General features: G+C 60.6%; 18 protein-coding genes. 13 read left to right on the plus strand and 5 right to left on the minus strand.

Features of this window, described 5'->3' with window-relative positions:
- Positions 1–19: 19 nt before the first annotated feature.
- The gene (locus tag HGP13_RS24450; RefSeq protein WP_172229754.1) at positions 20–1,282 is read right to left on the minus strand and encodes a site-specific integrase; all 1,263 of its coding nucleotides are present in this window, start codon (positions 1,280–1,282) and stop codon (positions 20–22) included.
- A 156-nt stretch (positions 1,283–1,438) separates the two neighbouring features.
- On the opposite strand from HGP13_RS24450, the gene HGP13_RS24455 reads away from it, so the two are divergent.
- From HGP13_RS24455 to HGP13_RS24500, 11 genes are all read left to right on the plus strand, one after another.
- Positions 1,439–1,948 carry a hypothetical protein gene (locus HGP13_RS24455; RefSeq protein WP_172229756.1) on the plus strand — a complete coding sequence of 170 codons (510 nt, stop codon included), beginning with the start codon at positions 1,439–1,441 and terminating at the stop codon, positions 1,946–1,948.
- Between the two features lie 37 nt (positions 1,949–1,985).
- Positions 1,986–2,183, plus strand: coding sequence for a DNA-binding protein (locus HGP13_RS24460; protein WP_246707107.1), 198 nt, complete (start codon positions 1,986–1,988; stop codon positions 2,181–2,183).
- Positions 2,180–2,377: a hypothetical protein gene (locus HGP13_RS38045; RefSeq protein ID WP_246707108.1), complete on the plus strand. Its 198-nt coding sequence runs from the start codon at positions 2,180–2,182 to the stop codon at positions 2,375–2,377. The genes HGP13_RS24460 and HGP13_RS38045 overlap by 4 nt, the downstream gene beginning before the upstream one ends.
- A 101-nt stretch (positions 2,378–2,478) precedes the next feature.
- Complete coding sequence (locus HGP13_RS24465; protein ID WP_172229758.1) at positions 2,479–2,841, plus strand: hypothetical protein; 363 nt, start codon at positions 2,479–2,481, stop codon at positions 2,839–2,841.
- Positions 2,842–2,974: 133 nt separating this feature from the next.
- A complete protein-coding gene (locus HGP13_RS24470) occupies positions 2,975–3,271 on the plus strand; it encodes a DUF6074 family protein (RefSeq protein ID WP_172229760.1) in 297 nt (98 codons plus the stop codon).
- Positions 3,272–3,608: 337 nt separating this feature from the next.
- Complete coding sequence (locus HGP13_RS24475) at positions 3,609–4,232, plus strand: hypothetical protein (protein ID WP_172229762.1); 624 nt, start codon at positions 3,609–3,611, stop codon at positions 4,230–4,232.
- Positions 4,216–5,547: a terminase family protein gene (locus HGP13_RS24480; RefSeq protein ID WP_246707109.1), complete on the plus strand. Its 1,332-nt coding sequence runs from the start codon at positions 4,216–4,218 to the stop codon at positions 5,545–5,547. Before HGP13_RS24475 ends, HGP13_RS24480 begins: the two co-directional genes overlap by 17 nt.
- Before the next feature lie 15 nt (positions 5,548–5,562).
- The gene (locus tag HGP13_RS24485; protein WP_172229764.1) at positions 5,563–6,513 is read left to right on the plus strand and encodes a hypothetical protein; all 951 of its coding nucleotides are present in this window, start codon (positions 5,563–5,565) and stop codon (positions 6,511–6,513) included.
- Positions 6,514–6,657: 144 nt separating this feature from the next.
- A complete protein-coding gene (locus tag HGP13_RS24490; RefSeq protein WP_172229767.1) occupies positions 6,658–7,020 on the plus strand; it encodes a hypothetical protein in 363 nt (120 codons plus the stop codon).
- A gap of 395 nt (positions 7,021–7,415) precedes the next feature.
- The gene (locus HGP13_RS24495) at positions 7,416–10,607 is read left to right on the plus strand and encodes a hypothetical protein (RefSeq protein ID WP_172229770.1); all 3,192 of its coding nucleotides are present in this window, start codon (positions 7,416–7,418) and stop codon (positions 10,605–10,607) included.
- Positions 10,597–10,914 (plus strand): hypothetical protein, encoded by a 318-nt coding sequence (locus tag HGP13_RS24500; RefSeq protein ID WP_172229773.1) that lies wholly within the window; start codon positions 10,597–10,599, stop codon positions 10,912–10,914. The genes HGP13_RS24495 and HGP13_RS24500 overlap by 11 nt, the downstream gene beginning before the upstream one ends.
- Positions 10,915–11,000: 86 nt before the next feature.
- On the opposite strand, the gene HGP13_RS24505 is transcribed toward HGP13_RS24500, so the two are convergent.
- The 4 genes from HGP13_RS24505 to HGP13_RS24520 form a co-directional block, all read right to left on the minus strand.
- Complete coding sequence (locus HGP13_RS24505) at positions 11,001–11,780, minus strand: sterol desaturase family protein (RefSeq protein ID WP_172229776.1); 780 nt, start codon at positions 11,778–11,780, stop codon at positions 11,001–11,003.
- 138 nt (positions 11,781–11,918) lie between these two features.
- Positions 11,919–12,101: a hypothetical protein gene (locus HGP13_RS24510; RefSeq protein ID WP_172229779.1), complete on the minus strand. Its 183-nt coding sequence runs from the start codon at positions 12,099–12,101 to the stop codon at positions 11,919–11,921.
- Positions 12,102–12,300: 199 nt separating this feature from the next.
- On the minus strand, positions 12,301–12,507 hold the full coding sequence (locus tag HGP13_RS24515) for a Flp family type IVb pilin (protein WP_172229782.1): 207 nt from the start codon (positions 12,505–12,507) through the stop codon (positions 12,301–12,303).
- Positions 12,508–12,521: 14 nt separating this feature from the next.
- On the minus strand, positions 12,522–12,746 hold the full coding sequence (locus HGP13_RS24520) for a Flp family type IVb pilin (RefSeq protein WP_172229785.1): 225 nt from the start codon (positions 12,744–12,746) through the stop codon (positions 12,522–12,524).
- Positions 12,747–13,183: 437 nt separating this feature from the next.
- Here HGP13_RS24520 and HGP13_RS24525 point away from each other — a divergent pair, with 437 nt between their 5' ends.
- Together HGP13_RS24525 and HGP13_RS24530 are read left to right on the plus strand one after the other, a co-directional pair.
- Complete coding sequence (locus tag HGP13_RS24525) at positions 13,184–13,600, plus strand: DUF3102 domain-containing protein (RefSeq protein ID WP_172229788.1); 417 nt, start codon at positions 13,184–13,186, stop codon at positions 13,598–13,600.
- A gap of 266 nt (positions 13,601–13,866) precedes the next feature.
- Positions 13,867–14,589: a hypothetical protein gene (locus tag HGP13_RS24530; RefSeq protein ID WP_172229791.1), complete on the plus strand. Its 723-nt coding sequence runs from the start codon at positions 13,867–13,869 to the stop codon at positions 14,587–14,589.
- The last annotated feature ends 291 nt before the right edge of the window (positions 14,590–14,880 follow it).

Here is a 14,880-nt window from a genome sequence, read left to right on the forward strand (position 1 = left end):
ATGTCGCGTTTGTGTCGCGTCAAGCTCCGAGCAATGCCTTTTCGGCCACTGCCAAGGCCTCCTGATCGTTGGTGCTCGGGAACAGATGGCCGTAGGTATCGGCCGTCATCACGATGCTGGAATGACCCATGCGGGCCTGCACCGTCTTGATGTCCTTCCCCTGCCCGCCGGCCTCCTTGGGATTGATCAGCCAACTGGCATAGAAATGCCGAAGCGCATGCAGGCCGGTGTACTTCGCGGCCAAGACGGGCTCGCCCTTCTTGTCGAGCTTAGGCTTACCGCTCGCGTCGAGCGCGGGAACCGTCAAGCCGGCCTCGATCTGCGGCGGGTGCAAGCCCCGTGTCACGATGTTGGCGTGAAACTCGATGTTTCCCTCGCCGTTCGGGAAAACCAGATCAAGCTGGCCCTTCGGGCATTTTAGCTTCCACTCCCGCAGCGTGTTGACGACCATCGGCGCCAGCGGAATCGTCCGATCTTCGCCGGCCTCAGACTTAGGAAGGCCGATCGGGTTATAGCCTTCGTCGATATATTTCTTGGCGTGGTATTTGTCGGCGCGCTGGCGCACATGCAGCTCGCCCGCCTTCAGATCCACATCGATCCACCGCAGGCCGCGCAATTCAGACGAGCGCAGCCCGGTGAAGATGGCGGTGATAATAAGCGGCCGATGCCAACCCTTGCTATTCTCCAGAATGAGCCGGATCTCAGCCGGTGACGGTATGTCGACGCCGACCTTCAGCTTAGGCTTGCGGTCGCCATTCTTCTTGCGCTTCCGCCGTGTCGACATGTCATGAACGACGTTGCGAGCGACGAGCCCGCGCTCTTGCGAATCGGCCAGAAGCGAGCCGAGGCTGACGGTGACGCGCTTGATCATGTCGGCGCTACAAACCTGGTTCTTGGTGCCGTGCGCCTCGGTGCGGAGTCGATCCTGAAACTGGCGCACCACGGGGATGCTGAGCTTCGACAAGCGCAGATTGCCCAGAAAAGGTTCGATATGCTCGTTGAGGTGCTGGCGGCGCTGGTCGAGCGTTGTGCGCTCCAGCCCGGCGGCCGTACCATCCTCGAGCCAATAGACGCCGGCCTCCTTCACGCTGACGGTAGCGCGATCGGCGACGTGTGTCCCCTCGTCTATCGAGACCGTGGTCTTTGCCTCCCATGCGTCGGCATCCTTCTTTTTGTCGAAGGTCTTGAGCCGACGGGTGCCCTGCCCGTCCACATAGTCGACGACCCAGGCCTCCTTCTCGACGCCCTTTGCCGTTGTCCACTTGCGCTTGCGAACTGACATGACACTTACCTCTTTTGCGTAGCCGCCCGTAATGAACGGAACCATGTTGCATTATGTCGCAAACAATCCGCTTGTCAATTGATGGCAGCTAATGCGCGTCATTGACAGCCAACGTAAATTCAGAGTACGTAATGCGTACTTGATTGGAGCGCCGTTTTGCAACTCGAATACACCTTGGCTGATCTGACCAGGATCGTCGGCGCAAAGCGTCGGACTATCCAGCTATGGGCAGAGGCTGGCGCCATAAAAGCCGATGACGAAACCGAGCGCGCAGGCACAGGCACTCATCGGCGGTTCAGCCGGCGGGAAGCCCTTATAGCTTGTCTTCTGAAGCCCTTTGCCGACTACCAGATGAGCATCGGCTTTCTGATCGGAATTGCCGACTCCATCCGCGACGAAGGTGCCGCAGCCTGGCGCTGGGAATTGCTTGAGAGAGCCATTCAAGATGAAAGCATGGTCTACATGCTGCTTCGGCGCTTTGGCCATGAATTCGAAATAGCCTTGATCGACGTCAATCACGTCGGCACCAGCGAGTATTTCCAGGACCGCCACGCAGATCTTGGAGCGCTGATAACGAAGGGCGGCAGTTTTGTAGCTCAAGATGTCGTGCCCACATCGGTGCTGGTGTTTTTGGTGAACCCTTTCGTCTCGAAAATAGAGAAATAGCCTCCCTTTTTTGCTATCTTAAGAACGGAGAACGTACTTGATCAACGACAACGAAGCCCAAAGCATCGACCTCGTGTGGGGTGCCGAGAACATCGGAAAAGAGATCAACCAGAAGCCTAGGCAGACATTCTACATGCTTGAGGCTGGCCTGCTGCCGGCAAAGAAGGTCGGCACCAAGTGGGTGGCCGAGCGTGGCAAGTTGCGCGCTTTCTTCATCGGCGAGGATGTAGCATGACTGCCGCCCTCACCGCGCCCGAGCACTCCCACACCGCGGCGATCGACCAGGCCGCGCAATGGTTGGCCACAACTCCACCACGGCAGCGGCCGGCGCCGCTCGTGCCAGCAATGCGGGAAATGTTCGGGCTCTCAGCAGTTGAGGTATGCGCGGCCATTCGCGAGGCCCAACTGATCAGAGCGCGCGCCGCGTGACCATGCAGCCGTCGACCTTCATCCCTGGCGCCGATGTGAAAAATCCGCGGTGGACGGGCAAGCGAAAGAAGATCCCGCGCTGCACTTCTGGCTCGATCCACATGACGTGGGGAAAGACCATCAAGGAATGCGAGGACGCTTTCGCCGACTGGCACCATTGTGCCCTGCAGATCGTGCACGCCGAGAATGTCAGCTTTCGCCTGCTTGCCTTCGTCCGCCAGTATCTCAACATGAAGACGGGCACCATCAGTGGCACCAATCTGGAATTTGCCAAGATGGGCGGCGGCTGCTCGATCAAGACCATTTCCCGTGAGATCGGCCTCTATGAGGGGCTTGGTCTGTTCATCGGAACGCGGCGCCGGCACAAGATCCCGGGCGGCGGGATCAACGAAGTTCGGACCCTTCGCCTATCGCTACCGAAGACGTTTGCGCCAGGAATAACGATGCGGGAGGCAGACCCGTGAGGACCACAGTGGTCCCGCATGGTGGCCATGGTCTGCCGGACCACTGTGGTCCCGCGTGGACCTTGCTCGCATCCCCTCGCATGTGGGGCCACAGTGGTCCCGCTAATACAGCCACATCTTGCTCGGGTGACGCATGACGCAACTGGACCTTTTCAAGCAAGCACCGAAGGACGCGGGCCAGGTCGTGGCATTCCCAGTCGATCGCCGCGCCATGATGGTCAGGGCAACTGCGCACCAGCTCGGCACCCTCGACTACATCGCCGGGCGCAAGTTCTGGAATGCCCATGTCAAGGCGCTGCGGACCGAGCTTCGCGCCGTCGGTATTCCATGCCGGAAAGTCGATCTGGAAATCCGTCGATATTCCGCAGCCGTTGCTCGCACCGTCAATCCTTCCCTGCTTTACCAGGGCGGACCAGACACCGCAGCTTGACACTCACAGGGCCAACGAAGTTGGTCGGGGGTGTGGGGCCTCAGGCCCCGCGTCTTCCGTCAGCGCTAACGCCGCGCGCGAGGGGCCGGCTGTCAGCGCCCGCGCAACGGTGCTTCCGCTCTCGTCGCAAGTGCTTGAGCGCTTCAGGATGTCTGCGATACGCGGATTATATATCCGCTAGTCATACATCAAGTCATTGATAAATATGCGAAATATGAAACGTGTCGCGAGAATGTTGCGCCGACGCAGCATTCCATGATAGGTATGCAATCCTAGTCAGACGGTTTTTCGCAAGCATTCGTTGTAACCGCGTCGCGCTTCAACCAGGCAGGAACCCATGCGCTCCAAAGCGATCTTGAAAACGTCTCGCTGCCAGATCTGCAAGCATCCCGAGCGGATGCGGATCGAGATGCTTCGCCTGGCCGGCATGTCGCTGGACAGCATCGCTGAGAAGTTCGCGCTTGGCTCCGGTGGCCGCGATGCGGTGTGGCGGCATTGCCGTGAGCACGTCAGCGAAGACGAAAAGGCCATGATGCTGGCCGACGTGCCGCTGCAGGAAGCCGCAGAGCGGGCCGCAGCCGAGGGCATCTCGTTGCTCGATTACCTGGCCCTGATCCGCAGCGCATTGCTCCAGCAAGTCCGCTTGGCCGCAGCAACGAACGATCGCCACGGCTTGGCTGCTGTGTCCGGCAAGGCGCTGCTGTGCTTGCGCCAGATCGGCGAGATCACCGGCCAGCTCAAGGGCTTCGGTCCTCGCACCATCCACAACACGCAAATCAACTTCATGGCTTCACCGGCCTTCGCTCTGGTGCAGGCCGCGCTAATCAAGGCGCTGCAGCCGCATCCTGAGGCGATGGCCGCTGTTGTGGCTGCGCTGCAGGATCTTGAGGCTTCCACGCCAATGCCGGCGCCAGACACGCTCACGCTGCCGCCGGAGGGCTACCATGCCCATGCAGCCTAGCCTCGCCAGCGCGCTTGCCAAATCGCTGGCCGAAAGCTGGCGGATGAAGGCCCGGCCTGAACAGGTCGCGCCTCATGGTGATTGGGCGGTGTGGCTCGTCATTGCCGGCAGGGGCTTTGGCAAAACGCGCTGTGGGTCTGAGTGGTCTCACGAGCAGATCGCCGCCGGTGTGTCGCGCCTCGCTCTTGTCGGGCCAACGGCGGCCGACGTTCGCGACGTCATGGTTGAGGGCGAATCCGGCATCATCGCAACCGCGCCGAGTTGGAACAGGCCCGACTATCAACCCGCGCTTCGCAGGCTCACATGGCCAAACGGTGCCGTTGCAACCTGCTACTCGGCTGACGAGCCGGAGCGACTGAGAGGACCACAACACGAGGCGGCTTGGTGTGATGAGATCGGCGCCTGGCGCTATCCGCAAGCTTGTTGGGATCAGTTGCAATTCGGCTTGCGCCTTGGTGCGCGGCCCCGAGCGATCGCGACTACGACGCCGAAGCCGAGCAAGCTTTTGAAGGATCTCATTGCTCGGGCCGGCAAGGATGTCGTCATCACCCGAGGAAAGACCAAGGACAACGCCAGCAATCTCGCTCCTACGTTCCTGAAGGCCATAGAAGACCGCTACGGCGGCACGCGACTTGGCCGGCAGGAACTTGACGGGGAAATGCTCGAAGACGTTGCCGGCGCGTTGTGGCAACGGAGCTGGTTTGATCGCGACCGCGTGGAAAGCGCTCCGCAGTTGATGCGCGTCGTGGTCGCCGTCGACCCTGCGATCAGCAACAAAGAAGGTTCGGACGAAACCGGCATCATCGTGGCCGGCTTGGGCCAGGATGGGCGCGGCTATGTGCTCGACGATGGTTCGGGCCGCTATGCACCCCAGGAATGGGCAACGAAGGCGGTCGACTTGTACGAAAAGCACCGCGCTGATCGTGTCGTGGCCGAGAAAAACCAGGGCGGCGACATGGTCGAAGCAACGCTTCGCATGGTCGATCCGCGCGTGCCCGTGAAGCTGGTTCATGCCAGCCGCGGCAAGGCGGTACGGGCCGAACCTGTCAGCGCGCTGTACGAGCAAGGCAAGATTTCCCACGTCGGCGCCTTCCCGGCCCTTGAAGACCAGCTTTCCAGCTTTGCCAGCGACTTCGACCGGGCGCGCGCTGGCTACTCGCCTGACAGGCTGGACGCGCTGGTCTGGGCCTTCACCGAACTGATGGTGAAGGAGCGCCACGACATGAATCTCAGCTTCGCGGGACCGGTAATGGAAATCATCACCCTGAACGAAGGTCCGCAATTCTACGACGGCGACTTCGAATACCGCGGCTGAAAAAGGAGAACCCCCATGCTGTCAAAGCTCAGATCTTTCATCATCGGCACCCGCGACGGGGCCAAGGTCGCGGCTGACGAGTTCGCCACGGTCGAAGCGGCCTATGCTGAAGCCGCCCTCGAGGTCGAGGGCCTGGCCGGTAAAAAGCTCGCCCTCGACATGAAGCCCGAGGCGAAACAGCCAGGCGAAACCCGCGAAGAACACGCCAGCCGGCTGTGGGAGTTGCAGACCGAGCGCAAGGCTCTCGCCGGCAAGATCGAAGGCGCCAGCGCAGCGCTGAAGGAACTGTCGACCAAGCGCACCAAGCTCCGCAATGACCGTGAGCAGGCCCAGCGCACCGCAACGCTCGCTGAAGGCTCGCAGGACGGCGCTGAGGCGATTGCAGCGGTAAAGGCTGCAAAGGTGCTCGTCACCGATATCGAGGCGAAACGGACGGCTGCCACCCAGCACTCGGAAGCCCTTGCCACTGAGCGAAGCGCGATCGCATTGCAGGCACATTCCGGTGATGACGCTGCCAGGCGCCGGCTCGATGAACTGCATGGCGAGATCGGCACGCAAAATTCCGAACGTGCATCGCTCGACAGCGCCTTGGCCGAAGCCCAGCAGCGGTTGAAGGATGCCGAGGCGGTGCTCGCCGGCCAGGACAGGGCCTATCGGCAGTCTGAAGCCGCGCGCATCTCCGCGTTGCTTCTCGAACAATCGGCTATTGCCGACACGGCGCTTGCCGCGGCCGCTGCGGCCCTGCATCGGCGTCGGGATCTGGCAACCGAGCTTCGCAAGACCGGCATCATCAGTTCCAGCATGACGAACCAGTTGGGGTCGCCGATGACGATGAACCGGGCTCTTGCAGCGGCCGGTTTGGGCGATTTCGCCCGGTTCGATCGCGGTGGCCACGCCACGCCATTGGCCGACCACGACGTCAAGATCGTTGGGCGCCCGACAGGGTCTGCCCAGGCGGCGGCATAGAAGGTCACGAGCGCTGAAAAGGAGATCAGGGACATGACAGCTATGGATTTCAACGAGGCGTTCGCGAAACGCCGCATGCAGGAGCTTTTGAAGATCGATTCCGGCTCATCGGTCATCATGAAAAACGACACAGGAGATCGTCACATGGACTTCGACGGCAAAACAGCCGCGGAACGGAAGGTCGAGGACATCGCCAAGCGTTCGCTGGGCGCTGGGGAATACGCCACCATCGAAAAGGCGCGCGCTGCCGCCTGGTTGGCCAACCCCAAGTTGTTCGACGAGTACCGGACCGAAAGCCAATCCGAAGCCTTCCTTGCCAAGATCGCCAAGGCATCCGAGGCCAGGATCTCCAAGGGCGGTCATGCAATGAGCACGGCCGAATCGCAGTTGGACAACTTGGCCAAAAAGCGCGTGGCAGAAACGAGCGAGCCCTACGCCAAGGCCTACACCGCCGTCCTGGATACGCCGGAAGGCCGACGGCTCTACGCCGAACACCGGGCGGCCTGAAGAACATGGTTCGCGACGCTGGGTTTTTGGTTTCTCCTTCCCTGGTGGCGCGTGTGGCTTGGCTTTTTCTCGCCGGGGAAGCCAACCACCCAGAAGCGGCCGGGCATCGGTGTGAAGAGAAAAGTGCTCGGCCGCTTCCACACTCCAATCTTGAAAAGGTGAACCATGGGTAAGGGCTGGTGGAAGGCGATTCCCTGGAGGGATCGGGTCAAGCCGAATGTGATGTGCCCGCCGTTGCCGCCTCCTGGCGAGCCCATGGATGACGGGCAAATGGGAGTTCCGTACGCATGGCCGACGAAGCTGCCGCCGACGCCCGACAGCATCACGAGCACCACTCCGACCTACCCCGAGTAACGATAAACGTCTTTCTCACTAGCAATTGAAGGCCCAACACCATGTCCGATGAAGCCGGTAGCGTCGTTATCCAGATCACGGGCAACATCGCGGCCTTCGAGGCGGCGCTGGCCAAGGCCGAGCAGCGCGCCATCGCCTTCGAGGCGCGGATCAGCGCGCAGTTAAATGGGACTGGCGTATCAGCAGGGCTTGCCAAGATCGCGGCCGGCGTCGAGCAGACGAATGCATTCCTGGCCAAGCTCACCACGACCAGCACGGCTGCAAGTACGGTTCTGTCGAAAGTCGCGGCATCGACCAGGGAAACCACGGCGGCACTCGGCGGTGTCGCAACCGCAGCGAAGCTCGTTAATGCAGAAATGGGCACCCTTGGCGCTGGCAGTAATGCGGGGCTCGCCGCCGGCACGATCTCGGCGCGGGAGTTCGCTGCTGCGCTTGAGGCGACGGGCGGCAACTTGAGCAAGATCACACCACGCATGCTCGGCCTGGCTGAGGCAGAAACGGCTGTGACTGCGGCGGCCTTGGAAGCCCAGACTGCGTTCCGAGGCCTTACAGAAGCGCAGATACAGGCATTCTCCGCGCAACAGGAGGGTGCCAACTTCAATCGGGCGCTCAATGAGAGCTTCGGCCTCATCAACTCCACGACGAAATCGGCCAGGGATTCCGCTCTCGCATTCCGGGATCTGGGCCTTGCGGAATCGGAAGTCGGCGCACAGGCCAAAGTTGCTGCGACGGAAGCCGCCGGCCTTGGCGCCGGCGTCAGCCGAGAATTTTCCGTCTTGGGCAGCGAAGTGTTGCGCGGCAACTTCAGCCGCATCCCCGGCTCGCTGCTCGTCATGAATGAGCGCTTAGCCGGCACCGGCGCCAGCGTCCTGACCTTGGGCAACGGCATGAAAGCTCTCGGTGCACTGGGCAACGTGATTTTCAATCCGTTTGTGCTCGGCTTCCTGGCGATCTCCATCGGTTCCGAGGTCGCGATCAGGGCGTTCAGCGGGATCAAGGGTAGCGTTCTCGACGTCAACACCGTGCTGGAGAACAATAAAAAGCTGATCGACGATATCGCCAAGGCGTACCCCGAGGCGGCAGTCGCGGCGAAACAGTACGAGGAACAAGCCAACCAGATTCCGAAGTCCATCGCGGCGGCCGACCTGAAAAATCAGATAGCCGATGCGAGGAAGACGCTTTCAGCCGATCTGAACACGCTGCGTATCGACCTGCATGCTCTCGGCGGTGAATTCGGCCTCACGGGCAAGGCCGGCTCTGAAGCTTTCGAGGCCCTTTCGGGCAGGGTTCACGACGGCACGATCAGCGCCCAGGCGCTCTACAGCGAAATCGGAAGACTCGAGCTCGACCCGAAGTTGAGCGACGAGGCCCATTCATTCGCCAGATCGCTGGAGGACGCTGCGAAAAAGGCCGCCGATCTGGAGCGGTCGATCTCGGCGGACACCGGCATCACCAAGATTGTCCAGGATAACGCGAAGGCGCAGCACACGCTCTTCGAAATCTCTGCCGGCTTCAAGGATGTCAACAGCAGCGCGGGCAGCGCCGACGCCACGATCGCCAAGTTGTTCGGCACGATCAACACAGGCGGCGGCAGCGGATTCGGCGTCACCAGGTCTCTCGCCGGCCAGTTCGGAAATCAGCTAAACGGCCAGCTTCAATCGACCCTTGGTATGTTCCAGCAGGTCGACGCAGCCGTACAAGACGCCCGCCAGAACCAACTCGCCGGCATGGTGCAACTCGAGGCGCAGTTTCGGAGCACGACCACACAGGTTGACGTCCTCAAGCAGGCAATCGCGACAGCCGCGGGCAAGGACAATATCGACGCTTTCTTCGGCGACGTTGCCAATATCAAGGACGCAAACGCCGAGATCGCCACCGCGACCACGACTGTCCAGAAACTTTTCGATGCGATGGCGACGGGCAACGCCACGGTCAATTCGGTCTTCCAGGGCCTCGATATGGTCAGGCAGACGCTGATCGGTGATGGCTTCCCCGTCGACAAGGTCAACGCATTCGTCGACTCGCTGGTGCGGACAAATCAGCAGCTTGTCGCCGATCAAGGCGCCGCGCATCAGCTCAACGCTGCGATCCAGGCCATCCAGAACCGAACCGTCACCATCACCGTTGTGACCCAGCAAGTCGGCTCAGGCACTAAGTCCGTCTACGACGTCGGCAGCACTGGCGGCATTGGCGTGACCCGCTACGGCGGCCAGTCCGACATGACCCAGCAGTCCTATCAGGTTCCTGCCACGGGTGGATATGACAGCAGCATTGGCACCAGCGGCGTCAACGTCACCCGCTTTGGTGGTACACGTGCCGCGGGCGGCCCAATCGTGCCGGGGATGCCTTATCTGGTCGGGGAGCATGGTCCGGAGTTTGTCATTCCATCCGGCGCCGGCACCGTGATCCCTAATGCACAGTCAACAGCCCTAGCCAATGCGCAATCCGGCTTCACCGGACAGGTAGCCACGCGCGATCAAGACCGCATGTGGCAGCTTCAGATGAATATCGAGGCGAACACGCGCAAGACGGCCCAACTGCTTGACGAGATCAAGACGACAAGCCTTGCCAGCAGTTCAGGGCTTTCGTCTGGTTCGTCATCGGGCTCTTCCACCGGCAACGCCGCGACGGACACGCTTGCGAAGCAATATGCCGCTGTTCTGACCCAGATCGAAGCGAACTTCCATGCCGCCGGCATCGTCGGCGCGGGCCAGATCGGCTATGGTTCAAACGGCCTCGCCGCCACGCCGCAGGATATCGCTTACAACATCGTCTATGGCGGCCAGAAATCGGTCGGCACACCTTCCGGGGGCGGTTCATCGTCCGGTGGCGGGTATCAGACCCTGCCGGGTGGGCAGGAATATCCAGAACTTGCGGGCCTCACGCCAAACTCTCCCGGCTATGCGGCTGCCTACAACAGCGCTCTCGCCAGACTAAACAAGTCGATCGGCTTTTCCACCGGCGGTATCGACAGCAGCGATACCCAAAAGGTCGAGTTCTTCAAGAGCCCCGGCGAGAAGGTCATCATCGCGCGGCCCGATCAGTTCGCGGATGTGCGGCCCGGAACAACCGGCACGGGATCGGCCGGCGGCACAGACGGACGCCCGATTAGCATCTCGATCCCGATCACCATCCAAAGCGGCGCCAATGTCAGTAAGGACAGCATAGCCGCCATGCGCACGCAACTTGCCGCCGCCGTTCGCGATGGCCTGAGGTCTGTCAATGGTCGATAATCCCGAAAAGTGGTGGAAGGCGCCGCCAGAGTTCGCTCACCTGGTCGAGCAGAACCGCGCGGAGTTCAAGGCCCAATTCGGCAGCTTCCCGGACGCGCTGATCAAGCGATATTGGTTGGGGACTTCAGACGACGGCGCATACCTGGCCTTCCAGTTCTATATGCCCGACGGGACCATTCAGCGCTTCACGATGTGCCGGGAATGGGTGTCAGATTTTGTCATCCAGTTCGCAGGCGCGACGGACGATATGAACGAACGTGCACTCGCTGCGGGACTCGCAGTGGCGGAACCGAAGGGGCAGGCCTGATGTTTGCACACATGCTAAAGCGGCGGCGCAGTTCGCGACATGGCTGGCTGGGCAGATGAAGTTCGCTTCAGCAATGGCGTTGCCCGCTATGCCTCTGATGCCGGCTTCACGGTGCCGACGACTGCCTTGCCGAGATCGTGACCCTTGCGCGGCAGGAAGGGATAGCCGATCTGGCCGAAATAGTTCGCTGGGATCGGATCATCGACGCCATATTTCGCGGGCGTTGTAGCCCCCGGAACGCGGAAGGTGCCGAAAATCAGATCGATGATCGCCAGTTGGCCGGCGAAGTTCTTGTCATAGGCGGCACGCTCACCGGCGTGATGCCAATGATGGAATTGCGGGCTAGCGATCAGCCATTTGAGTGGGCCGAAATTGATTTTGACGTTGGCGTGGATAAACATCGCATGCGCCGCATAGATCACGAAGTAGATGCCTATGGACGCGCCCGAAAAACCGAGGAAGAACACCGGCAGCAATGCCACTGCCTTCGTCAGCATCTGATCGACCGGATGCGAGTGGAACGCGGCGAGCCAATCCATCTCCTCGACGCTATGATGAATCGAATGGAAACGCCACAGCACCGGTATGGCATGGAATGCCCGGTGCGCGGCGTAGACACCAAGATCGGTCAGTACGATGATCTCAAGCACCTGCAGCCACGTTGCTTGGCTACTGACGGCCGACGGAAGGCTCGGCGGCATCAGCACGGCAAGCGCGCCGATCACCGGCGCGAGCAGCATGCCGGCGAGGATATCGACAGCGGTGCCGTTGAAGATGGCATAGATCAGATCGGTGAAGACGCCCTTGCGGAGTATCTTCTGCTGCTCGCGTAGCGCAAACAGCCGCTCCAGGGGTACGAAAATCATCAGGCCTATGAGTAGCGACCTCAGCCCCAACTGATCCGCGACGTGCAGTAAAAAGTCCAAATCCCGCCCCCCAAGCCAAGGCTGATTAGAAGCACTGTCGGGCTTGCCACACAAGGTTTTGGTTCACGAACAGTTAATTCAGACCCTCACCAGCCAGTGCCCGGTTTTCATCCATAACTCGTTTTGTTGCTGCCTCAATTCATAAACCGGCACCAAAACCGGCTGCTGCGTTACGACCTGCTGCGGAGAAGGATACACCTTCTCCGCGCCCCATAGAGCCAGAAGCCCGATAATTACGACCCCGCCGATCTTCTCAACCAAGGTTTTGCTCTCCGGTTGGTCTGAGCAGATATCATGCAGTCGCTAACCTTGTGTGAAGCTGTGCTCTAAATGCAGAAAAAGGGCCGGCGCGACGAACGCCGACCCTCTCTAGGCCGATACCGGGTGATGGCCGCTAACCTCCAAGAAAGAGGCCCGCCCGCTATCGCAACGCGCCTGGTTCAAGGGCGCGCAAAGTGCATTACGGCGTGCAGGTGCTTCCTGTAATACCGTTGGTGCCGAGCGCAGTGCAGAGTCCGGTAAACTGGCTCCCAACCCACCCGCCAATCGCAATAATCGCAACGATTGATACCGCCGCGATGATGCCAATCAAGATCGAGTATTCCACCATGGCAGCGCCGTTCTCATCGTTGCGGAACTGCATGGCTACGTGGAGAAGCCGCTTCATGGCTATATTCTCGATCAGCTAGCCGCAGCGGTGCTGCAAGTGCCGGTGCCGGTGCCGCCCGAGCCGATACCCGTGCCGGACAGCTTGGAGCAGAGGCCGGTGAACTGACTGCCGACCCAGCCACCGATGGCGATCACGGCCACGATGGAAGCGGCGGCGATGATACCGATGAGGATCGAATATTCGACCATCGCGGCGCCGTTCTCGTCGTCGCGAAACTGCTTCATCATATTACGCATGTAATAACCCCTTTTGTTGACTTCACACCCCGGAGTAGCCGGCATATCCATGCCCCCAAGCCGCCCCGTCGAAGATTATTTAGCTCTCGCTCATATGCGGGTGTCAAAGGGAATTTAACAGAACATTAACCGCGATGACTTCACGGTTGCTTGGTGTCCCTTCTAATTCCCTGAAATCCAACAGAATTCCGGAACTTAACCATAGCGTCATCCCGCCGCCTGCCATCCGATCGCGCCACCGGGGTCGTTCGCAATCGATATATCCTGTTATGTCAACCTGCTCGCGAGGGCCGACGGAAAGGAGGGAGTGCCTGTCACGGCTGCTCGGAATGCGGCGATCTTGTCTATCAGCCGAGACTTATGCAGTATCCGCCACGTTCACAGCGAGGCGCGGCATGCTTGCGAGAACTCCCTTCACCGAAATCGAGATCGAGGGCGTGGGCACCTATCGCTTGCCCAACCAGTGGCAAGGCCAACGGCTCCGGCGCCTTCGTGGCGATAAGCGGCACACCGCCGTGCTGGCGATCGGTTGCGGGATGACAGTGCACCAGTTCAACAAGCTGCCGGCCGACAAGCAGCATGAGGTGCACAAGGCCTACCTAGCGCTGATGTCATCCGCCAACGTCGTGCCGCTGGCAGATCCGTTGCCTGCCGATACACGAGCGATCCCCCGCGGGCACCTCTCGCTCGAGCAGAAGATGGCGATCGGCCGCTGGCTGCTGCACCAAAAGGCGACACTGCCCCATGGTCATTTCGGGCCTTGGCTCGACAAGCAGGAAGGTCTTTCGCGGTCGATGGCTTCGCAATGCATGGCGCTGGCCAAAGGGAGCGAAGGCGAGCACCGAACGGCTTAGCCCGCCCCCTTTGGTGGACAAAACTTGACGAAAATCAAATCCGGCGCATGACGTTGGGCGGATAGTGGCTCGATGTGGCAGTCGATCCTTAGCGCGCCATTCTTCCGCAGTCTGGAACTCGCCGTTCTGGACGAGGAAGGCATGCACTCGCTGGTTTTTCCTTGCGAAAGGACTTTGAAGGGGTGGAAGCACGCCATTACCGGAAAGCTTGTGGACGTCGACCCTACCCATTGGCGTGACTGGATTGACTCAGATCAGGCCGCCCCATGAAAGGACATGGCGAAGCTGGCCACAGCGGGGCGCCAGGACGCGCGGGCCGCTTCGCCGGTGTAAGGAGAGCGGACGGCGGGAAAGTGCGCTGGCGGGCTCTGGCAAAGCCAGCGGCGGGACGCCGAATCTGCTATCCCCGAATCATGTTCAATCCCGCACTTCACGTGTTTCCGAAAGAGGCGGCACTTGTCGGCCTCCTCGTTGCCGGCTACGGCGAGCTTGATATCTGCTTGGGCCACGTTTGCGGCCTAGCAGTGGGCGACAAATACGCGGTGCTGGAAGCGCTGAACAAGGTTTCCAGCGAACAGGCCCGCATCGAAATTGCGAACAGCCTGGCCAAGCACATTCTGGAAGCGAAGGGCTTTGGCACGAAGTTCGGCGAGGCGGTCGGTGCGATAAATCTATGCCGGAAGATCCGCAACCAGTATGCGCATGCTCAATGGCTGAGCGTCGACGGGAAGCTTGGCTTCGTCCGGGCCGATAGCATCAATTGGAGAGATAAGGATTCGATCCGACCGTCGACCCTGACCCTCGCCATCCTGGAAAAGCAGGAGCTGTATTTCGAATACACTCGAAAATGCTTGATCTGGTTAGAGTTCCAATTGGGCACACCGAAGCCCAGCGTCGCCATCCCGTGGCCCAAGCACATGCAGCGGCCACCCTTAGATGCCGGGAACGCGTCAACAGCCGGGCAAGCGTCGCCACCGCAAAACGGCTAGCTTGACGATTTCAGCGAATGAGAACATCTTCGCCGGCGGAGCGTAGCAACTCCCGCGAATGGCCTTAGCCGGGCCATTGGCACCCAGAGCGTAGGCAGGGCGATCCTTGCCGGGATCTTTCAGCCTACGAAAACGAACGCGCACACAAGCCGTGAGCGCGACCGGCCGCACTTTGTCGGGAAGGCCACGGCTATGCAATAGCCCGCAAGGGTAAAGGCCGTGGCGCATCGTCTCTGGCGATGTTGCTAACTTCCCGGCGCCAGTGACGAATGCTGGCATCAGGAGAGTTTG

The organism is Mesorhizobium sp. NZP2077 (genome assembly GCF_013170805.1).
Lineage (GTDB): Bacteria > Pseudomonadota > Alphaproteobacteria > Rhizobiales > Rhizobiaceae > Mesorhizobium.